The sequence below is a fragment of the Rhizobium sp. A37_96 genome, assembly GCF_053521765.1.
Genome location: NZ_JBNWDS010000029.1, coordinates 17505 through 38308, shown reverse-complemented (window position 1 = coordinate 38308; position 20804 = coordinate 17505). Strand labels below are relative to the sequence as shown.

The window sequence follows — 20804 nt, the reverse complement described above, 5'->3', positions numbered from 1 at the left end:
TCAATACCGGCCTGATCTCGACGGCCGAAGCCCCCTTTGGCGGCGTCAAGCTCTCCGGCCTCGGCCGCGAGGGGTCCCGCTACGGCATCGAGGAATTCATCGAAATCAAATATGTCTGCCTCGGCGGCGTCGTATGAGGCTTTGAACAACCACCGAGGCCGAGGCGCGCCGGGCGAACGGAATGCACAATAGCGGCACCCGGTCAGGATCGACATCAGCTCCATGCTTCGTTGATGGCCCAGACGCTTGCCGCTGTTTGAACCAGAGGATTGAGCAGTGCCGTCGTATCTGCATCGAACATCCCAGAATGCCCGGCGATTGCTTTTATGGGTGCGCCGACAAAAGCAGCGGTCTTGATATCGTCGGCCTGAAGCTTCGCCCATAGTTCTGCACCGAGCGGCTCCGAGCGGGTGTATATGATCGTGTCGATCGATGCGATTCCTATTGGTCCTCCCAGATTGCGCATCAGGTCGAACGGACCGCTCGCATCGGACATGCGTTCGGCGGCAAGCAAGCCGAGCGCCAGGCGGGTCGGCGGAAGCAGGCAAAACATGATCGCCGCGCCGCGGACGACCTGCGGCCAGAACATGGCGCCGAAATCCGTGCGTCAATCCTGAAACGCACTCATGGCAATGCCGAGGGTGAAGACACCGAATCCGAGTGACGAAAGCAGGCGCGCGTCGGTGCGCTTTTCGAGCGCAACGGCAATCGGCGCCGTGATGAGTTGCGTCACGCCCGTCACAAGCATGATCATGCCGATATCGAATGCATTGTGTTCTCGGCTGAATACTAGGAACATCGGCATCGGATAGACCGAGCCGAACAGACCGATGCCAAGCGTGAAGCTGAGCGCAGAACCAACGAGAAAATTGCAATCAAGGAAACTGCGCAGATCGACAAGCGGCCGATCTCTTGCAAGTCCTCTTCGGACGAAGAGGCTACCGCATGCGAGAAACGTTGTGAAAAGGCCGAGGATGTAAGACGACAACATAGCATAGATGACTGAGAACTCGATTTCGAGGCATCGCGCAATGACCTTTCCTTCGGCGAGGTAAAATCCGTTCTGTCCCACCAATCACATGGTACATGCGAACATTGTTATCACAATAACCTCATCCCAAGATTGCGTTTGATGCGCGCTCCAGGGCGACCCACGCATTTACCTCCTCATTGGCTGGTCGCCACCTAGACTTAACAATAGAAGGCGGGCAAAGTTGCCCTTGCAATGCTTAAGTTGGAAACACGATCACTGAACGGGCAAAATTTCCCGTCTTCATATCGTCAAAGCCTTCATTGATCTGAGCAAGTGCAATTCGCTTCGAGACCATCTGGTCGAGCTTTAGTCTGCCGCTCATGTAGAAATCGATGTAGCGGGGCATGTCTACCCTGAAGCGGTTCGATCCCATGTTCGATCCCATTAGCCGCCTTTCATACAATAGACTGGACGCATTGATTTCGATTTTTTGTCCTTGTGGTACCATGCCTATAATCACAGCGAGACCGGATGGCCGGAGCATTTGGTACGCCTGTTCGGCGGTCTTCTTCAGTCCGAGAGCCTCGAAAGCGTATTCCACGCCACCATTTGTGAGTTCCATGATAGCCTCGACGGGATCGCACGTCGCTGCGTTGATGGTTTGGGTCGCACCAAAATTCCTCGCAAGGTTTAGCTTGGATTCTTGAACATCGATCGCGATAATTTCCCTTGCACCAGCTATGAACGCTCCGTTGATGGCATTTAGTCCGACACCGCCGCAGCCGATGACAGCAACGGTTGAACCGACGTCGATCCTTGCGGTATTAATCACCGCTCCCATTCCTGTGGTTACGGCACATCCAATCAACGCTGCCAGATCAAGCGGCATATCACGACGGATTTTCACAACAGCGTGCTCATGCACCAGCATTTGCTCTGCGAAGCCACCGAGATCATATAATTGCGATACCTTTTGCTGGTTTCGGCTTATGCGCGGTACTTCCTCTGCTTTTCTCTCAGTCTCATGCCGATGGTCGCAGTTGAAGGGACGCCCGGTGGTGCAATAGTCGCACTGACCACAAAAGACGGAAAGGCACGTAATGACGTGATCGCCCGGTTGAACGTAAGTGACGTCAGTTCCAACTTTTTCCACGATACCGGCCACTTCATGGCCCAGCACTGCTGGTCCTTCGAGCTTGTAAAGACCCTCCATGAAATGCAAATCAGAATGGCAAAGACCGGCAGCGGCAGTTCGAATTAGTACTTCATGCGGACCAGGATTGGATATTGACACGTCCTCGATGGCGAGACGCTGATGTGGACCATGGAAAATAGCAGCTTTCATATCGGTTTCCTTGGATACGCTTGGTCAAAACGTTTGATCGGCAGGTATCGGCAACTGCTTCGAGTGTCGGGCTCTGCTATAATGTGACGAGTTCTGCGATTATTCTTCAACAATAAAAGTGCACAGAAGGCGCCTTCCCCATCTTCATCAAAAAGGAGGAAGATCGGATGCCGCTTTTTATAGATTATGAGGAGACAACCTTGTGCCTAACCAACAATCGGAACACAAATGTTAGGCTGAGCATCTACGCTTTCTTAAAGCAGCTAGCACAAGCTTGATCGTCTCAAAGGACGACCTTGAGGTGCGTCAAATGATCAGGGATGTTGACCAAACCGCTGCTAAGTTGGTCTGCGAGCGGAGGTTTTGAGCTTGCGGCCGGAAAAATAAGCACCACGCATCGCAGTTCATGGTGCGAAGCACAATGTTCAACAATGAGGTAACGTCCTAAATTAGCCTACCATTGTGGTATAAGGCCACCTGACTGACGATCGCGCCGAATGGAAAGCTCAAGAGAGCCGCTATTCGTCAACACCGTCTTGCGGCCGTAGCCGGCAGGCTCTTGCCAGAGAGCTGATGATCCCTCTCTGTGTTCAAAGCTCGTTCCGCCAAGGCTTTCTTCACCTGGTCGAGCAGTCCGTTGTTCTTGAAAGCCGTCTTCTCATCGGAGCCAGCCGATAACTGGTCTAAGATGCTATGGAGGATAATAGGCTCTTCCGTCCCGCCATGGGTGATCTCCTTCATACCCATTGTGCCCGCCCGTCCACCAAATTCCTGACACTTCCCGTGACAGCGGGCGAGTCGGCTGTGAACAAGTATTGCGTGATCCTGATCGTCTCAGCGAAAACAATGACTTATTGTACTGATGGGCGCCGTGAACCCAATTCGATTCATAGGCGCCGTCAGAAGCTTATTCGATGGGATCCGACCAAGCCTTGATCGGCACTAAGACAACCGTGATGTAAGCCATTGACAGATTATCATACAATCTGTCAATGATGAGCGCGGAGATCTTTGGGAGGAACTCGCGTGGCGTTGGAAAAATCACATCTGGCAAAGCTGCCATATTATTATCCCTTCAAGTTCGGCGAAGGGCGTATCACCGTTCTCTCGGATGGTCCGCTTGAACTCGGTGACCCCAGCGAGAATTTCTTCGGAGTGGAACCGCACACCGTCACCGAGATGCTCGATCGCAACTTTCTTCCGCTGGGGAATGTCGTACTTGAGCAGAACGTGCCGCTCGTGGAAATCAACGGGAGGACGATACTATTCGACACGGGAATGGGCGCGTCCAAGGCCTTTGGTCCCACCACGGGCCGATTGCTGAAAAGCATGCGTGAAGCCGGCCGCGATCCCGGGGAAGTGGACGCGATCGTCTTGTCGCACGCGCACATCGATCACACGGGCGGTATCTGCGATGAGAAGGGAGAGCTGAATTTCCCCAATGCCCAGATCTATATCAGCGAGAGCGACTTCAAAGACTGGACGGACGGTTCGACATTAGCGCCAGGATTCGAGTTTCAGGTCGAAAACGCGCGCAGGAACCTGTTGCCGCACAAAGACCGCACGTTCTTCTTTCGCGACGGGGACGAGTTCCTTCCGGGCGTGCAAGCTCTGCACGCGCCTGGTCACACGCTTGGACATCATTGCTTTCTCATTCAGTCGGGCCGTGATTGCCTTTGTTTTCTCGGCGATCTTACCCATCATCACGTTCTCCTGATGGAGCGCCCTTGGATGGAGTTCAAGTACGACACCGATCCCACGTTGTCGGCGCGTTCTCGCACCAGGGTTCTCGACATGCTGGCAACCGACCGAATCCAGATCATGTCCTATCATTTCGCCTGGCCGGGAACCGGTCATGTCGCGCGCGAAGGCAAGGGGTTTCGTTACATCCAGTCCCCAATGCAATTGCTCGCAGACTAAAGTCGAACCCAATCAGAAGGTAATCAGATGCAAATACGATCCGCCATCCTGCGGGAATCAGGCTTGTCGAAGCCCTATGTTCAGTCGAAGCCGCTTGCCATCGAGACGGTCGAGCTATCGCCACCTGGGCCGATGGAGGTTCTTGTAAGAATCAAGGCTGCCGGGGTTTGTCACTCGGATTTGTCCGCAATAAACGGCGATCGGCCACGGCCGCTACCGGTTGCACTGGGTCACGAGGCGTCAGGTGTCGTTGAGGAGATCGGACCCGGCGTTGACAACGTCGAGGTCGGAGACCATGTCGTGATGTCGTTTTTGCCGATTTGCGGACATTGCAGTTACTGCGCGGAAGGGCGCGCTAGTCTCTGTGAGCCCGGCTACAAGGCCAATGCAGCCGGTACGCTTTTGTCCGGAAGCAAGCACATCAGGCTGAAGGGTTACGAGGTAAATCATCACAGCGGAGTCTCGGCGTTCTCGGAATACGCAGTGGTATCCGTAAATTCGGTGGTCAAGATCACCAAGGAAGTCGATCTCACCAAGGCCGCTTTGTTCGGCTGCGCCGTGGTAACGGGTGTCGGAGCTGTGATGAATACCTGCGCGGTAAAGCCGGGACAGTCTGTCGCCGTTGTTGGCCTCGGCGGCGTCGGTCTGGCAGCGGTTCTCGGCGCAGTTGCGAGCGGTGCCGGCGAGATTGTGGCGGTTGACTTGGTCCCAGCGAAACTGGAGCTGGCAAGGGAACTGGGTGCAACACAGACGTTCATTGCAAGTGCGCCCGATGTTGTTAGTGCAATCAAGGATGTGACCAACGGTGGCGTCGACTACGCCATCGAAATGGCCGGCTCGGGAAAAGCTTTTGAACTGGCCTACAATATTACTCGCCGTGGCGGAATGACCGCGACTGCGGGATTGGCAAATGTCAATTCAAAGTTCGAAATCTCGCCCCTTCCGCTGGTCGGCGAGGAGCGTACCATCAAGGGAAGTTACATGGGATCAAGTGTGCCTTCGCGCGACATTCCGAGATACATCGAGCTCTTCCTGCGCGGGAAGCTGCCTGTTGATAAGCTTCTATCGAGCACAGGGTCGCTGGACAACATCAACGAGGCCTTTGATCGCCTGGATCGTGCTGAAGTCATCCGGCACTTGGTCCTGCCGTGATCGACCGACGAGAGCAGTCCGATAGAGAGACAGAGGAACGACATTGCGTCCGTGGAGAGCACTGGCAATACATTACGGTACGGCCGAACGGCCGCCAGCCGATCTTACGCTGGATACCCATGATCCGCATGAGCGGCCTCAACGCATAGACTATTTCATCTGGGTCGTGCGACACGAGAACCGGCTGGTCTTGATCGACACTGGCTTTAGCCCTGCGGAAGGAAGAGCGCGCGGCAGAACGTTGCTTATCCATCCCGTGGACGCGTTGCGCTGCCTCTCAATAGCCCCTGGCGACATCACCGATGTCGTAATCACCCATCTTCATTACGATCACGCCGGCAATCTCGGGGACTTTCCCAATGCCAGGTTTCATATTCAGGATCGGGAGATGGCCTACGGAACGGGCCGGTGCATGTGTCACGAGCGCATGCGTCGGCCTTTCGCCGCCGAAGCTGTCGTCGATGCCGTCAGGCTGGTCTACTCTAACAGGATGTGCTTCCACGATGGTGACGAGGACGTGGTCCCTGGCCTCAGCCTGCATCTTGTCGGCGGCCACTCGAAAGGACTGCAAGTCGTCAGGGTTGCTGTCGGAAACAGAATTGCTGTCATTGCCTCCGATGCTCTGCATTTCGAGCGCTACCTCCAATCTGACGACGTGTTTCCGCTGTTTGCGAACTATGAGGCGGTGGTCGAGGGTTATAGGAAGCTTCAGATGCTCGCCGGGGAAAACGGGATCATTGTGCCAGGCCACGATCCGGAGGTTCTGGTGAGATTTCCGCCTCTTGCACCGGATTTGCCGTTCATACGAGTGCTTTTATAGCGAAGCTATCTGCTCCGCAAATCTTCAAACGATTGAAATTTTCCGGGAAGCATCAGACAATCGGGTTGTCTTACGCCAGCAATGGACAATATAATGTCCGAAGGTGGCGGTTTTCGCCAAGAAAATTAGATGGGCTCGGAAACGTTATGAGTGAATCGGATCTTCAAATTGCACGCCAGAATGCCTCTCTTCGAATACAGGTCGAAGACAAGCTGCGGCAAGCAATCGCGAGCGGTCGCTTCAAGCCAGGCCAGCGGCTCGTCGAGCGCGAGCTTTGCGAATTGATCGGGGTAGGACGCACGTCCGTCCGAGAAGCGCTTCGACAACTGGAAGCCGAAGGATTGATCACAAGCTATCCGCATCGCGGTCCGGTCGTCAGCACAATCAGTTACGACGAAGCGGCGCAGCTCTACAGCGTGAGGGCCTTGTTGGAGAGCTTTGCCGGGCAGGAGTTCGCCGAGAACGGCTCAATGGAAAGCATCGAGAATCTTTGCCGGCTAGTGGAAGAATTTGCCGCTGCCGCGGAAAGCGGCTCAGGCAGCAGGCTGATCGCGTCCAAGACGGCATTTTACGAATGCCTAATGAACGGAAGTGGTAATGTTTTCGTGAAGCAGATGCTGACTTCATTGCATAACCGCGTAACGCTTTTGCGAATGACGTCGATGACGCAGCCCGGTCGTCTCATGCATAGCGTGGCCGAGGTACGTGAAATTGCTGAAGCGATCAGAGATCGAAACGGACCAAAAGCTGCGGCGGCGTGCAAGCATCATATCGACATGGCGGCCAAGGTTGCGCTCGACTATCTGCGTAAGAACGACATGGCTCCGGCGGATTGAGGGCCACGCCGGCACTCCTTTTTAAGAGAGTGCGCAATCGTCTTTTGCGTTGACAGATTGTCTGATAATCTGCTTATCTCTCCGTATAGGGAGAATTGTGCGTGATGTCCTCCCCAAATGCCAACTCAACATGGGGAGGAAAATTTGGCTATCTACAGCGAACTCACCACGCGGCTGCGTGATGCGCTTAAGGACCTGGAACTGCCAAGGCTGATACCAAATCTGAATGTCCGCGTAGCACTGTTTGTCGGGGATGACAAAGCGACGATCACGATCGCTGACGGCACGCTGGCGCTGGCGCATGGTGCTCAGGATGCGGACATAATACTGAGTGCGTCACCCGACAGTTGGGGAAAAGTTCTACAAGCTCCCCCGCCGGCCACCTATCATTCCTTCACCGCTTTTCAGTTGGCAAATCCGAACTTTGAGCTGTCCGGCTCGCCTCTCGAAATCGCGAGAGCCCGGCCGGCGCTCGAACGTCTATTCGAACTTGTGGTTCAGACGCCTGTATATGACGTTGCCAAGGCCGATCGCGACCTTGGTCAGGTGATCGGACGTTACGCGATTGTGGATATTGACGGTGTTGCCCACGAAATCTACCACGAACAGGCAGGCCAAGGGACACCTGTTCTTTTCCTCCACACGGCCGGTGCAGATAGCCGTCAGTTTCTCGCACAGCTGTCCGATACCGGACTTGCGGCCTCCTACAGGCTAATCGCCGTGGATCTTCCGTATCATGGTCGATCGATGCCGCCCTTGTCGTGGGACGGCTCGCCCTACCTATTGACGAAGGATCTTTATCTTGCCTGGTGCACGGCGATTATCCAGCAAGTCGTTGGCGATAGGGCAATTGTGGCCGGAGGATCAATGGGGGCGGCAATGTCGCTGGTCCTGGCGGCGGAGAGACCGGACCTGCTCCAGGGAATTGTTGCGATCGAACCGCCATTCCGATCGAAAGGGCGTCGCAATCCCTACCAACACAACGTAAATGTTCACGGCGCGCTTCATAATTCGGCATATGTCCGAGGGATCATGAGCCCCATCAGTCCGCAGGCCGAGCGTAGGCGTGCAAGCTGGATTTATTCGCAAGGGGCTCCGGGCGTTTATCCCGGCGACTTGGCATTCTATAGCGATGAATTCGACGGAGGCGTCACCGCACCTCAAATCGATGGCTCGCATACGCCGGTTGCCCTTCTGTCGGGCGACTATGATTATTCGGCAACCCCGGAAGATGGGGAGAAGCTTGCGAAGCTCATTCCTGGCAGCCTGCATCTGACGATGCCCGGGCTCGGGCATTTTCCTATGTGCGAACATCCGGACAGGTTCAGACCCTACCTGGTCCAGGCGCTCGAGTTCATCGCCCAACATCGTTGATCGCGGCGGCGCAAGCCGCCGCCATTATTTATTTCACCAGGTGGTTGCCAATGGACGAGCCACCATCGACTGTCAGGATGCTGCCGGTGGCGAAACGAGATCGATCCGAGGCGAGGAACAGCATCGCTTCGGCGATCTCCTCCGGCAACCCCATGCGGTTCATTGCAGCTCTTGCGTTGAAGTCGGCACGCAGCTTTTCCGGATTGTCCGACTGCGCGAAAATCCTCGTGAAATAGGGAGAATCGATCGTTCCCGGTGCAATGGCATTCACCCGGATACCGTCCTTCGCGTGATCGAGCGCCATCGCACGAGTGAGGGAGGAAATTGCCCCCTTCGACGCAACATAGGCGGTGCGGTCCGCGATGGCCGATACGGCCGTGTAGGAGGTGGTGTTGACAATCGACCCGCCGCCTTGTCGGGCCATGATGGGGATTACGTACTTTGAGCAAAGGAAGATGCCCTTGACGTTCACCGCCATGATGCGATCCCAATCGGCTTCCTGGATGGTTACTACGTTCCCCGTCATCCCGAACCCCGCATTGTTGATCAGGACGTCAACTCTTCCGTACTCTCCTATAACTGCGGATACCATCGCTTCCACTTCGGAGGCCGAGGAGACGTCCACCTTCGCGGCAATCGCGCCGCCGCCAATGTCCTCGGCGACCGCCTTGGCAGCCTCGGCATTTAGGTCTGCCACGGCAACACGCGCGCCGTGTCGCGCAAATAATTCGGCTGTGGCCCGACCGATGCCACTGCCGGCTCCGGTCACGATGCACACCTTCTGGTCCAGATCCATTGTTGTCTCCTCTCATATCGACACCCTGAGAAAACATTCTCGCAGACAATCTGTCAATATCGCAAAATGTGGTTGACAGATTGTCTGATAATCTGATTATTGCAGCCAACGCGAAAGACAAAGCTAGGGAGGGAGAAGATGGGCGATGCAAACTGCGCCGGGCAGGAGGCGTTCAGAGCCGCAATGCGCCGGTTCACGTCCACGATCTGTTTGATCACCACCGAGCACCAGGGCGTCCGTCATGGCATGGCCGCAACGGCGGTGCAGTCGGTCACGGCGGATCCGCCAACCATCCTCGTGTGCATCAATCAATCCGCCTCCATCAGCCAACCCCTCAAGCTTGCGGGCAAGTTCGCGGTCAACATGCTGCACCTTTCGCATGCCCCCCTTGTGCCCCTATTCAGCGGTAAGTTGAAAGGCGAGGAGCGCTTTCAGCACGGCCAGTGGCTGTCCTTGGACGGAATGCCGGTTCTCGCCGATGCGCAGGCGGCATTCGTTTGTGAACTCAAGACCGCGGTCAACGTCGCCACGCATGACGTTGTTCTCGGCGAGGTTCTCGAGGCCCGCTTCATCGAATCCATCGCGCCGCTTTTGTACGAGGACGGGAAGCTTGTTCGTTCGTCGGCAATCATCGAATCGGCTGCATGATCGCCTGCGATTTGCGGGCTTTAGGAAATTCAACCCAATCAACGAATGAACCATTGAAGGAGAAAATCGTGAGCGGAGCCGCAAACGTGAAGTCGGAAGTCAACGGTCGCGAGGTCAGCGAGCGTTTCGAGCGCGGACTGAGGACGCGACGCGAAGTGCTTGGCGGAGCCTATGTTGACGCATCGATCAACAAGGCGACTGAATACAACTGGCCGATGCAGGCGCTTGTGACCGAGTATTGCTGGGATGAAATCTGGAACCGGCCCGGCCTTGATCGGAAATTCCGCAGCGTCCTGAACCTTGGCATGATCTCCGCGCTGAATCGTCCGCATGAGCTGAAGCTCCATGTCAGGGGTGCTATCAACAATGGCCTGACGAAAGAAGAGCTTCGCGAGATATTCATGCAAGTTGCGATCTACTGCGGCGTACCGGCCGCTATCGACAGCTTCCGCATCGCTCAGGATGTATTCGAAGATATGGGCATTTGACCCACGGGCACAGAGTGGGCCTCCAAGGCCCGCTGCTCAGCATTCCAGATGGAGGAGACATAAAGTGACTACTCAGGACGATTTCCGAGCCGCCGGAAACCCAATGTTCAACGACAACAAACTGAAACTCGGCGTATTCGGGACAAACTGCTCCAACGCATGTGCCATCACGCTGGCCGAGAGCACGTTCGAACCGACTTTTGAGCATAATGTAAAGATCGCAAGGCAGCTCGAAGCTGCTGGCTGGGAGTGCATGGTACCGATCGCTCGCTGGCGAGGGTTTGGCGGCCCGTCGAACTTCAACGGCGTAAACATGGACACCTTCACCTGGGCTGCAGCCCTCGCGGCAGTCACCACCAAGTTGCAATTCTTTTCGACCACGCACATCCCCACGCTCAACCCGATCGTCGCGACCAAGATGGCGACAACGATCGATCACATTTCCAAGGGCCGCTATGGTCTGAACCTCGTGACCGGCTGGTTCACGCCTGAAATGGAAATGTTCGGCGTGCCGATGATGGAGCATGACACCCGGTATGAATATGCGACCGAATGGATGGAGATCGTCGAACGGTTGTGGCGTGAGAACGGCGTGACATTCGAAGGCGAGTTCCTTCGTGTGAAGGACGCTTTCAGCGAGCCGAAGCCATACAACACGAAGACCGGCCGCCCGGTCATGATCTGCGCCGGCGCCTCGGGTAAGGGCATGCATTTCACTGCAAAATTCTGTGACTTCAACTTCGGCTTCATGCAGGACATGGAAGCTGGCGCAACCTGGGTCAAGAAGGTGAAGGACCTGGCGCGCACCGAGTACAATCGCGATCTGGGTACTTTCACCTCCTGCCCGGTGGTCGTTCGCGAGACGGAGAAGGAAGCGAAGGATTACTACGATTACTACGTCAACCAGAAGGGCGACTGGGAGGCATGCGAGAACATCTGCGAGGTCCTCCAGGTCCAATCGCAGAACCATTCGGCCGAGATGTATCAGAAGTTCAAGGAACGCTTCATCGCCGGTTGGGGCGGCTTCCCGCTCGTTGGCACGCCAGAGCAGGTTGCCGACAAGCTGATTACCTTGAGCCGAACGGGTGTCGATGGCGCGTTGTTGACCATGGTCGATTACAACGAGGAGCTGCCGTTCTTCAACGATCGCGTCATGCCGTTGCTTAAGCAGGCTGGCCTGCGGAACTGATCGGGAGCCGGGCGACCAAAGGTCGCCCCTTCGAATATTGGCCGACTGAGATCGGCGCATGCCTTCCGCGGTCAGACGATCAAAGGGGACGCTGACTTGAGCGGAGTCGATGAGGGGAGGAGACCCATACATGCTAAAGAAGTTGATTGGAGCGATCGCCATATTGGCAAGCTTATATCAAATGACCGGTATTGCCTCGGCCGACGGGCTGGATTCGCTGCCGCCGGATCAACAGGCCCTGTACAAGATTGTCGATCCAGCGATCCCGGTGGGGCCGACGGTCTTCAAGGACTTCGTGGCCAAGCGCCCGCCGCCGTGGAAAATCGGCTATGCCTCGACCTATGCTGGAAACACGTGGCGTGCAGCGATCCTAGACGAGCTGACCAACAAGCTGTTGCCGAAATATAAGGCAGCCGGTCTGGTGTCCGACCTGGTCGTGACGCAATCCGACCTGAAGGACGCAGTTCAAATTCAGCAGATGCGCCAGATGGTCGACGACGGTGTCGATGCAATCATCATCTGCTGCTCCAACGTGACGGCAATCAACCAGACGATCGAATATGCGCACTCCAAGGGCGTACCGGTCTTCTCGGTTTCGGGTTATGTGACCTCACCCTACGCGATCAGCGCGACCGAGAACAACGCCCAGGGCGGCTACACGTCGGCGAAATGGCTTGCCGAGGAAATCAAAGGCAAAGGCAATGTGCTGATGGTGTCCGGTATTCCGGGCTTTGCATCTTCGGACAGTTTCAACGTCGGTGCCAAGAAAGCGTTTGAGGCGTATCCGGGCATCAAGATCGTCGGTGACGTAGCCGGCAAGTGGACCGACCAGGTTGCACAGGTCGAAGTCCAGAAGTTCCTTGCGACAAACCCGGCCGAAGTGAATGGCATCCTCGTGCAGTCAGCAGCCGAAAACGGTGTCGTCAACGCAGTGCAGCAGTCCGGCCGTGATATGATGCCTATCGTTCTAGGCGGCGAGCTGTCGGCGGCTTGCTATTGGCGGAACAATCCGGACTTTGTCAGCAAAAGCTTCCACTTCTGGCCGCCGCGTTCTGACGCCCGGCTCGTGTGGGACGTCATGATGCGCACGCTCGAGGGACAGGGGCCGAAAATCCAGTCGATCTTGCGTCCGGCGTTGCCTTACACGATCGATGACGTGAAGGAAGTTCTGAAGGCGGATTGCGACCCGAATTCGACTGACTGGCTCGAGCCGAAGAACGATGCCTGGTGGCCCGCAGAGGTTGCCGCCAAGTATTTTGAGCGGCCGGAAGATCCATTGGCCTGGCGCCCGAAGAAGTAAGCAGGGTCTGAAAAGGCCTCCCTCCTTTCGCGCCGGCTATCCCTGGCCGGCGCGAAACGGATGTGCTCGATGCTCTGAACTTGTAACAATTACGGATGAAAGGAAACAGGATGCCTATCCTGGGATCATGTCAATGCAAGGCGGTTCGCTATGAGGTCGATGAAATCGACGGCCCAATGTGGAACTGCTTCTGTCAGACATGTCGGAAATCGCATGCCGCGGATCACAACACAGCGGCAAAGGTGAAGAGCGAGCATTTCAGATTGTTGGCGGGACGGGACGTCCTGAAGAGTTTTGAATCGACGCCCGGGAAGCTTAGATGGTTTTGCTCCACCTGTGGGTCCCACGTCTATGCGGAGCGTCCTGCAAATCCGGAGGCGAAAGTGGTGCGCGCCGGGACGTTCGACAGGGATCCAGGTTCTGTGCCCATGTCCAACGTGTGGATGTCCCATGCCTGTGCCTGGCTCAACCACGATCCCGCGATGCCAAGCTACGAAGAGTTTGCCTAAGTTGTCGGCAACTCGCGCGCCTCAGTCCGTGGTGCGAAATCAGGATCTCGTCGCAGATGCGGGGTAAGGGGCGATGAATGATGGTGTTCTTCAGGTCGAGAGGCAGAATGCCTCGCTGCGCATTCAGGTCGAGGAAAAGCTGCGGCAGGCGATTGCCGATGGGAGGTTCGGTCCCGGCGACCGCCTGATCGAGCGGGAACTCTGCGCACTGATCGGCGTCGGACGGACGTCTATTCGTGAGGCGCTGCGACAGCTTGAGGCAGAGGGCCTTGTCACAAGTTATCCTCACCGCGGCCCGGTGGTGACGATCATTACCTATGAAGAGGCGGACCAACTTTACAAGGTCAGGGCGATACTCGAGGGTTTCGCGGGTCAGCTCTTTGCCGAGCAGGGGACAGATGATCAGATCAACGCCCTTCGCAAGGCAGTCAGCGATTTTGAGACGGCGGTTGAAACCGGTAGCGGTTCACAGCTCGCGTCATCCAAGAACGCTTTTTATGACTGTCTAATGTCGGGGAGTGGGAACCTCTTTGCCCGACAAATGCTCTTGAGCCTACATAATCGGATTAATCTGTTGCGAATGACGTCCATGAACCAACCAGGTAGGCTGCGGCATAGCCTTAGCGAGATCAAGGATATCTCGGCGGCGATCGCGGATCGCGACGGTCCGCGGGCTCATGCTGCATGCAAGCTGCACATCGAGAAAGCGGCAAAGGTCGCTTTGGAATATCTGCGTCAGAACGACGGGCCATACGCGAAGTAGCAGCCATGGAGGACCAAATATGCAACATCAAAATCGTTCCGCCAAAGTGGCGTTCGTCGGATTGGGAGCCATGGGATTGCCTATGGCCGGTCATCTTGTCGCTGCCGGCTTCAATGTCACAGGATTCGACGTTTCGGATGATGCAAGGCAGCGCTTTAATCTGGCAGGCGGTAACGCCTGCGCTGAGATAGCCGCGGCATTCTGGAATGCGGACATTGTCGTTACGATGCTTCCGACCGGCAAGATCGTTCGCGACGCTCTCTTGGCCGGCGAGAATTGGCGTAGTCTCAAGAACGGCGCGCTGGTCATAGATATGAGTTCCTCTGCTCCCGCTGACACACGCAGGCTCGCCGCCGATCTTGCCACCAGAGGCGTACGACTGGTGGACGCACCAGTGTCCGGCGGCACGAAGCGCGCAATGTCAGGCACCCTCGCAATCATGGTGGGAGGCAATGCGACAGACATAGAGGAGGCCGAGCCGCTTCTTGCTGCGATGGGAGAAAAGATTTTCAAGACGGGCCCGGTTGGTTCCGGCCACGCGATGAAGGCGATCAACAATTATGTTTCCGGTGCCGGTGTCGTCGCTACGATGGAAGGGGTCTTGCTCGGCGAGAAGTTCGGCCTCGCACCGGACGTCATCGTTGATATCCTGAACGCGTCCTCCGGCCGCAACAACGCGTCGGAAATCAAGATGAAGCAATTCGTGCTCTCCGAAACGTTCAATAGCGGGTTCGCGCTCGGTCTTATGGCGAAAGACATTAGGATTGCGTCTGATCTGGCTCTGGAACTGGGTATGGATTTGAAAAGCCTTTCGTCCATCGTAGATGTGTGGGAGCGGGCCGCGAAGGCGCTGGGTGGCTCTGCGGATCATACCGAAATGGTAAAATATCTCGCTCGCAACAGCCAGGGCGATGCCTAGTCTGCGACTCTTTATCTATTGACAGATTATCAGACAATCTGTCATTCTGAGTGGAGGGTGAGGAGACGATGTAGCGGCGGTTGGCCCGCTGTCGCCTGAGGAGGTCACCCGAACGCAATCATTGGAGCGATCGCACGGCGTACCAGCGCACCGCAACGCCTGCGCGAACGTTTGACGGGAGGAAACATATGCCGCGGGAATTGACAGTGCGCCTGGCCAATGTCGCCAAGGCCTTCGGCGAGACGAAGGCTTTGAAGAAGTGCGATTTCGAAGCTCATGCCGGCGAAGTTCATGCCATTGTCGGTGAGAACGGCAGCGGCAAGAGTACGATGGCCAAGATCATGTCCGGGGTCCTGGTTCCCGACGCCGGCGAAGCGATCGTTCTCGGCAGCCAGATCAAGACGCCGATCGACGCAAAGCGTGTTGGGCTTGCGACCATCTTTCAGGAGGTTTTGGTCGCCGACGAGGCAAGCGTTCTCGACAATCTTTATGTAGGGCGGGACAGCTTTCTGGAATTGCGCAGATCGATGAGTGAGCGCGAGAGGGAAGCTCAAGCTCTATTGGATCGCCTGGTCGGGCAACATGTTGATCTCTCGCGTAGCGTGAGCGACCTGCCTTTGAGCGTCAAGCAATGGATCGTCATTGCGCGATCGATCCTGAGAAAGCCGAAGGTGCTTATCCTTGACGAGTCGTCAGCGGCTCTGGACCTTGATGCGACCCTTCGCCTTCATGATGAAATCGACCGACTGCGGAGCGCGGGCTCGACCATCATCATTGTCACACACCGCATTGCCGAACTGGTGCGTATCGCCGACCGGGCGACGATACTTCGCGACGGGGTCACGGTCGGGGTCCTGGAGAAGGCGGACATAAACGAGGCTAATCTGCTGGCGATGATGACGCCGGCCGATCGGAAGCTCAGTGGCGTTGCAGTCGGTGCGAAACGCAGGAATGCCGACAACCGGCGCGTGATCCTGGAGGTCGCGGATGCCGTGGCGCAGCGCGGCGCGCGTTCTTTCGATTTCAATGCCAAGGAAGGCTCTATCGTCGGCGTGGCCGGGCTGGACGGCCAAGGCCAGGACGCCTTCGTCCGTGCGGTTGCCCGGATCGTCGCACCGTTCGGGGGGGTCGTGAGGGTGCTGGACGCGCGGACCAATGAGCTCGTACGAATTGACACGTTGGGTGACGCGTCTCGCCTCGGCGTCGTCTATGTCTCGGGCGACAGAAAACGAGAGGGTATTTTCCCGCAGCAGAGCATTTTTGAGAACCTTGCGATCGGGATTTACAAGCGCAACCTTGGGCCATTCGGCATCATCAAACGTTCACGATTGAAGGAAATGTTCCGGCGCGAGGTCGAGCGTCTTCGCGTGAAAATCGGACATGCGGACAACAAGATCACATCCCTTTCCGGCGGTAACCAGCAGAAGGTACTGATCGGCAGGGCGTTTGCGAACGATCCGAAAGTCATCATCCTCAACGATCCGGCGCGCGGTGTCGATCTGGGCACGAAGCGCGACCTTTATCGGGAACTGCAGATTTTCGCCGAGCAAGGCGGTGCGGTCATCTATTTGTCCAGTGAGATCGAAGAGTTCATCGGCTTTGCCGACCGCGTCGACGTCTTTCACCGCGGCAGTGTCTACCGATCGCTCGAGGGCGACGATATCAACGAAGAGACGATGCTCGCGGCGATGTTCGGCCGCTCCAAGGCCGAGATCGTCGAGTTTTCGACTGAACGAAAGGTCCACTGATGGCTCCGCGATCCAGAGTTTCGACGATTTTTCAAGATCGTTCGCTGTTCGTGCCCGTTTGCCTATTCCTGGTCCTGATCCTGGCCGCTGCGGCGATATCGCCGCGACTGTTTACGGTGAATGGACTTGGTGGCGCAATTCTGGTTGCCGCACCGCTCATCCTGACAACGATGGCTCTGACCCCGATTGTGATGGCTGGGCGTGCATCCGTTGACCTGTCGGTCGGGCCGCTTCTCGGGTTCATCAACGTTACCCTGATCGCCTGGCTGGTCGGCAATGGTGTAACAAATCCGATTGCTGTCATTGGCTGGGTGATTGGGGTCGGGATATTGTATCAGATGGCGCAGGCGCTGATCATTATTTACGTCCGCGTTGCACCGATCATCGTGACGCTATCCAGCTTTCTGGTCCTGTCCGGTGTCAACCTCATGGTCATGTCCAGCCCCGGCGGCGTCGCTCCGGATTGGATGATGAGCTGGGGCGCCGGGACGACAATCTTTTCCCCCGTCCTGTTTTTGTTGATCGTCGCATTTGCACTCTGGGGATTGGTTCGCCGGACAGCTTTTTTTACGCACCTGCGGATGACCGGAGCCGACGAGCGCATGGCCTATACGAGCGGCGTGCGGGTGGATCTGGTGCGTATCGCAGCGCACGCGATGGGCGGGATTTTTGTCGGGCTTGCCGCTCTCAGCTATACGGCCCTGATCTCCTCGGGAGATCCGACGCAAGGAAGCAACTATACGCTTCAGGCCGTCACGGCGCTGGTGCTTGGCGGTGCCAATTTGGCTGGTGGTAGAGGCGGCGCGCTCGGATCTACCTTGGGCGCATTGAACATGTTTCTAATCTCATACCTTCTGTCGGCGTTCAGCTTCGGAAATGTAACCGGCTTCGTCACGCAGATGGCGTTTGGCATCATTCTTGTGGCCTCGCTCCTGGTCAATGTCTTCATGACCAACCGACGACTGGCTCAATAGGGGATTCGATATGAATACGATCATCTCTCAGACGAAGTCCCTCAAGGAGCCCTCTGTCAATGGCTTCCGGGTGCCGCGTGGGATCGCAATCGGCTTTGCGCTCCTCGCGGTGCTTCTCATCCTTGGAGCGATACTGGTGCCCGGCTTCGTTTCGCCTCGAAACGCTCGTTCGATCCTGCTCCTTGCCGCGTTCCTCGGCCTTGCCTCACTCGGTCAGACGCTCTGTGCTCTGGTGGGCGCGCTTGATCTCTCCATCCCGTATCTAATCGGCGGCGCCAACATCCTGTTCCCAAGCCTGCTGGTCGCAGGTCTGCCACCATGGCTGGCGATTGTTGTGGTTGTTCTGCTCGGCGCATTCATAGGATTTGGCAACGGCCTTCTGAGCTTCAGGCTGCAGGGGCAGGCGCTGATCATGTCCCTAGGGGTTGGTTTCGCTGCGGTCGGTGCCGTTCAACTTTACACCTCGATGGGATCGTCCTTTGGCGGTACGGTCTTCGCGCCTGTTCCTGCCTGGCTGCGCAACTTCGCGGCGTTCAATGGAAAAACCTTCGGCCTTCCCATCCCGCCGGTGGTCATCCTTTGGCTCCTCGTGACAGCAATAACGATTTGGGCCCTCTACAACACCTGGTTCGGTCGTTCGATTTACGCGGTCGGTGGCAGCCGTGTCGCCGCTGCCCGTCTTGGGATGTCCGAACTTCGGATCTGGACGGTTATCCATGCAATCAGCGGGGCAATGTCGGCATTGACCGGCGTTCTGCTGCTCGGCTTTTCCGGCGGTGGCTTCGTCGGTGTGGGAGACCCCTATCTCTTCACGACAGTCGCTGCCGTCGTGATCGGTGGAACCTCGCTGCTCGGCGGTGCCGGCGGTTACGGGGCGACGGTTCTCGGCGTGCTTGTGCTTACGATCCTGACATCGCTTCTTGTCGGCCTGGGGCTCAGCTTCGCCGCACAGCAGGCGATTGTGGGCTTGCTGATTGTTCCGATGGTGGCGATCTACGCGCGCTCTCCGCACATCCGATATCAGGTCTGATCCTTCCGATCGGGTATCCTCAAAAACTGAAAGGAAACGATCGATGGCGATCTCATCGACGCTCAAGGCGAAGCTTAAGGATCAGGGGCTCGTGCGTGAAGCCAGCTACGTGGGTGGCGAGTGGCGGGAATATGATGGAAGTGGAACGACCGTTGACGTCTATAATCCGTCGAACGGCGACTTGCTCGCAAAGATCCCGAGTGCAGGTCTCGAGGAAATTCGGCATGCCATCACGGCGGCTAAGCTCGCCCAAGTGCAATGGGCCAAGCGGGCAGCGAAGGATCGAGCCGGCATCCTGAAGAAGTTTCACGAGCTTGTCCTCGAAAACGTCGAGGACCTGGCTATCATTCTGACCTCCGAGATGGGCAAGCCGCTGGCTGAGGCGAGAGGCGAGGTTGCCTACGGCGCGAGCTACATCGAGTGGTACGCCGAAGAAGCCAAGCGCGTATATGGAGACACCATACCGGGTCATCAGGCGGACAAGCGGATTCTGGTTTTGAAACAGCCCGTCGGCGTGGTCGCCGGCATCTCTCCCTGGAACTTTCCGAATGCAATGGTGACGAGGAAAGTTGCGCCCGCACTCGCCGCTGGATGCGCAATCGTTTTTAAGCCCGCGGCGGAAACCCCGCTGTCGACGATAGCACTTGCCGTACTCGCCGAACGGGCAGGCGTTCCTGCGGGCCTGTTCAGCGTGCTGCCGACCACGCAGTCCCGTATGTTCGGTGAAGAAGTTTGTCGAAACCCGATCGTCAAGAAGCTGACCTTCACGGGTTCGACGGAAGTCGGCCGTGTCCTGATGGCTCAGGGTGCCCAGAAGATTATGAAACTTAGCCTGGAGCTCGGCGGAAACGCGCCCTTCATCGTGTTTGACGACGCCGACATCGATGCTGCTGTCGAAGGAGCAATGGTCTCGAAATTTCGAAATGCGGGTCAAACATGCGTCTGTGCAAACCGCATCTACGTCCAGGACCGAGCTTACGACGCCTTTGTAAGAAAGCTAGCCGACAGGGTCGGAAGCCTGAAGGTTGCTGATGGATTTGAGGATGGCGTCGCGATAGGTCCGTTGATCAACGACGCGGCGGTATCAAAGCTGAACGCCCACATTGATGACGCTCTGGCAAAAGGCGCCCGCCTGGTGGCCGGTGGCCGCGGCCACTGGCGTGGCGGGACATTTGTCCAGCCGACCATTCTCGCCGACGTCAATGCCGGCATGATCGTCGCAAGAGAGGAAACCTTCGCGCCGCTCGCACCGATTTTCCGTTTCAAGACGGTCGATGAGGTGATCGAGCTTGCAAACGATACGGAGTTCGGCCTTGCCGCCTATTTCTACGCAAACGATTTGCGCAATGTCTGGAAGGTAACCGAAGCTCTTGAATATGGGATGGTTGGCGTCAACACCGGGCTGATTTCCACTGAGGTGGCTCCCTTCGGCGGCGTGAAGCAGTCAGGTTTCGGGCGGGAAGGTTCGAAGTACGGAATGGATGACTTTCTGTCGATGAAATATGTCTGCATGGGCGGAATGTCCGAATAATATTCCGGGCCGCTGCTCTGGTGGCCGCTGCCTATTACTCCTCGCGCTTTGAAAATTGTATGATTGTCTGATATTATAGGATTGGGACTTGGCGTTGAGGACGTTGGAGCATGCGGGTCGTCGGCATAACAGGAAACCTTACGCGTCCGTCTAAGACGGGAGTACTTGCGGCGCACATTGCTGCGACTGTATCGGCAAAGCGCGGCTTGCATGTTTTCTTCGATTTGCTGGATATCAAGGCGCTCACATCCCGTCCCGTTATCGCGTTTGCAACCGGCAGGAGTCCCGGTCATGGAAAGCAGGTCGAGGCTTATACGCGTGCGCTGACCGACTTTTTCGACGCACGGATGGTTGCCGAATTCATCTACGCGATGGACCAGGATTTCAACGAAGGCGGCCTGGGTAACAGTCTGAGATCAGTCGCAGATCGGGTAGTCGACAAGGCCCTCCGATTTGACAACGCGTGATTTGGTACACATGGAGGAAAAA

The 20804-nt window shown here is 56.7% G+C and carries 20 protein-coding genes and 2 pseudogenes; 18 read left to right on the top strand and 4 right to left on the bottom strand.

Translation table 11 applies throughout. The features are described from left to right. On the top strand, positions 1-137 hold a 137-nt coding region (locus tag ACQZ6J_RS32705; protein ID WP_449087092.1), incomplete at its 5' end, for an aldehyde dehydrogenase family protein. Here ACQZ6J_RS32705 and ACQZ6J_RS32700 read toward each other — a convergent pair. The 3 genes and pseudogenes from ACQZ6J_RS32700 to ACQZ6J_RS32690 form a co-directional block, all read right to left on the bottom strand. After that, positions 106-988 (bottom strand): annotated as a pseudogene (locus ACQZ6J_RS32700) (MFS transporter); the annotation flags it as partial. The gene ACQZ6J_RS32705 and the pseudogene ACQZ6J_RS32700 sit on opposite strands and share 32 nt — an antisense overlap. A 241-nt stretch (positions 989-1229) precedes the next feature. Then, the gene (locus ACQZ6J_RS32695; RefSeq protein ID WP_449087088.1) at positions 1230-2318 is read right to left on the bottom strand and encodes a Zn-dependent alcohol dehydrogenase; all 1089 of its coding nucleotides are present in this window, start codon (positions 2316-2318) and stop codon (positions 1230-1232) included. 484 nt (positions 2319-2802) lie between these two features. Beyond that, positions 2803-3059 (bottom strand): annotated as a pseudogene (locus tag ACQZ6J_RS32690) (hypothetical protein); the annotation flags it as partial. A gap of 285 nt (positions 3060-3344) precedes the next feature. Here ACQZ6J_RS32690 and ACQZ6J_RS32685 point away from each other — a divergent pair. The 5 genes from ACQZ6J_RS32685 (at position 3345) to ACQZ6J_RS32665 (ending at position 8420) form a co-directional block, all read left to right on the top strand. Beyond that, on the top strand, positions 3345-4238 hold the full coding sequence (locus ACQZ6J_RS32685; RefSeq protein WP_449087087.1) for an MBL fold metallo-hydrolase: 894 nt from the start codon (positions 3345-3347) through the stop codon (positions 4236-4238). 27 nt (positions 4239-4265) lie between these two features. After that, positions 4266-5390 (top strand): zinc-dependent alcohol dehydrogenase family protein, encoded by a 1125-nt coding sequence (locus tag ACQZ6J_RS32680; protein WP_449087086.1) that lies wholly within the window; start codon positions 4266-4268, stop codon positions 5388-5390. A 43-nt stretch (positions 5391-5433) separates the two neighbouring features. Continuing rightward, positions 5434-6210 (top strand): N-acyl homoserine lactonase family protein, encoded by a 777-nt coding sequence (locus ACQZ6J_RS32675; protein ID WP_449087085.1) that lies wholly within the window; start codon positions 5434-5436, stop codon positions 6208-6210. A 146-nt stretch (positions 6211-6356) separates the two neighbouring features. Then, entirely contained in the window at positions 6357-7046 is a 690-nt protein-coding gene (locus ACQZ6J_RS32670) for a GntR family transcriptional regulator (protein WP_449087084.1), read from the top strand. 144 nt (positions 7047-7190) lie between these two features. Beyond that, a complete protein-coding gene (locus ACQZ6J_RS32665) occupies positions 7191-8420 on the top strand; it encodes an alpha/beta fold hydrolase (protein WP_449087083.1) in 1230 nt (409 codons plus the stop codon). A 28-nt stretch (positions 8421-8448) separates the two neighbouring features. Here the strand turns inward: ACQZ6J_RS32665 and ACQZ6J_RS32660 are convergent, their stop codons facing one another. Beyond that, positions 8449-9216, bottom strand: coding sequence for an SDR family oxidoreductase (locus ACQZ6J_RS32660; RefSeq protein WP_449087082.1), 768 nt, complete (start codon positions 9214-9216; stop codon positions 8449-8451). 138 nt (positions 9217-9354) lie between these two features. On the opposite strand from ACQZ6J_RS32660, the gene ACQZ6J_RS32655 reads away from it, so the two are divergent. The 12 genes from ACQZ6J_RS32655 to ACQZ6J_RS32600 all read left to right on the top strand — a co-directional run bounded on the left by ACQZ6J_RS32655 (position 9355) and on the right by ACQZ6J_RS32600 (position 20782). After that, entirely contained in the window at positions 9355-9864 is a 510-nt protein-coding gene (locus ACQZ6J_RS32655) for a flavin reductase family protein (RefSeq protein ID WP_449087081.1), read from the top strand. An 86-nt stretch (positions 9865-9950) separates the two neighbouring features. Continuing rightward, on the top strand, positions 9951-10352 hold the full coding sequence (locus ACQZ6J_RS32650; protein WP_449087091.1) for a carboxymuconolactone decarboxylase family protein: 402 nt from the start codon (positions 9951-9953) through the stop codon (positions 10350-10352). Positions 10353-10416: 64 nt separating this feature from the next. Then, entirely contained in the window at positions 10417-11541 is a 1125-nt protein-coding gene (locus tag ACQZ6J_RS32645) for an LLM class flavin-dependent oxidoreductase (RefSeq protein ID WP_449087080.1), read from the top strand. A 130-nt stretch (positions 11542-11671) separates the two neighbouring features. Further along, positions 11672-12841, top strand: coding sequence for an ABC transporter substrate-binding protein (locus ACQZ6J_RS32640; protein WP_449087090.1), 1170 nt, complete (start codon positions 11672-11674; stop codon positions 12839-12841). Between the two features lie 95 nt (positions 12842-12936). Then, complete coding sequence (locus ACQZ6J_RS32635) at positions 12937-13350, top strand: GFA family protein (protein WP_449087079.1); 414 nt, start codon at positions 12937-12939, stop codon at positions 13348-13350. A 73-nt stretch (positions 13351-13423) separates the two neighbouring features. Further along, positions 13424-14113 carry a GntR family transcriptional regulator gene (locus ACQZ6J_RS32630; RefSeq protein WP_449087078.1) on the top strand — a complete coding sequence of 230 codons (690 nt, stop codon included), beginning with the start codon at positions 13424-13426 and terminating at the stop codon, positions 14111-14113. A gap of 19 nt (positions 14114-14132) precedes the next feature. Beyond that, positions 14133-15032, top strand: coding sequence for an NAD(P)-dependent oxidoreductase (locus ACQZ6J_RS32625; protein WP_449087089.1), 900 nt, complete (start codon positions 14133-14135; stop codon positions 15030-15032). Between the two features lie 188 nt (positions 15033-15220). Beyond that, positions 15221-16780 carry a sugar ABC transporter ATP-binding protein gene (locus ACQZ6J_RS32620; RefSeq protein ID WP_449087077.1) on the top strand — a complete coding sequence of 520 codons (1560 nt, stop codon included), beginning with the start codon at positions 15221-15223 and terminating at the stop codon, positions 16778-16780. After that, entirely contained in the window at positions 16780-17754 is a 975-nt protein-coding gene (locus tag ACQZ6J_RS32615) for an ABC transporter permease (protein ID WP_449087076.1), read from the top strand. Before ACQZ6J_RS32620 ends, ACQZ6J_RS32615 begins: the two co-directional genes overlap by 1 nt. 10 nt (positions 17755-17764) lie before the next feature. Then, on the top strand, positions 17765-18784 hold the full coding sequence (locus ACQZ6J_RS32610; RefSeq protein ID WP_449087075.1) for an ABC transporter permease: 1020 nt from the start codon (positions 17765-17767) through the stop codon (positions 18782-18784). Between the two features lie 43 nt (positions 18785-18827). Then, a complete protein-coding gene (locus tag ACQZ6J_RS32605; RefSeq protein WP_449087074.1) occupies positions 18828-20315 on the top strand; it encodes an NAD-dependent succinate-semialdehyde dehydrogenase in 1488 nt (495 codons plus the stop codon). A 110-nt stretch (positions 20316-20425) separates the two neighbouring features. After that, a complete protein-coding gene (locus ACQZ6J_RS32600) occupies positions 20426-20782 on the top strand; it encodes a hypothetical protein (protein ID WP_449087073.1) in 357 nt (118 codons plus the stop codon). The last annotated feature ends 22 nt before the right edge of the window (positions 20783-20804 follow it).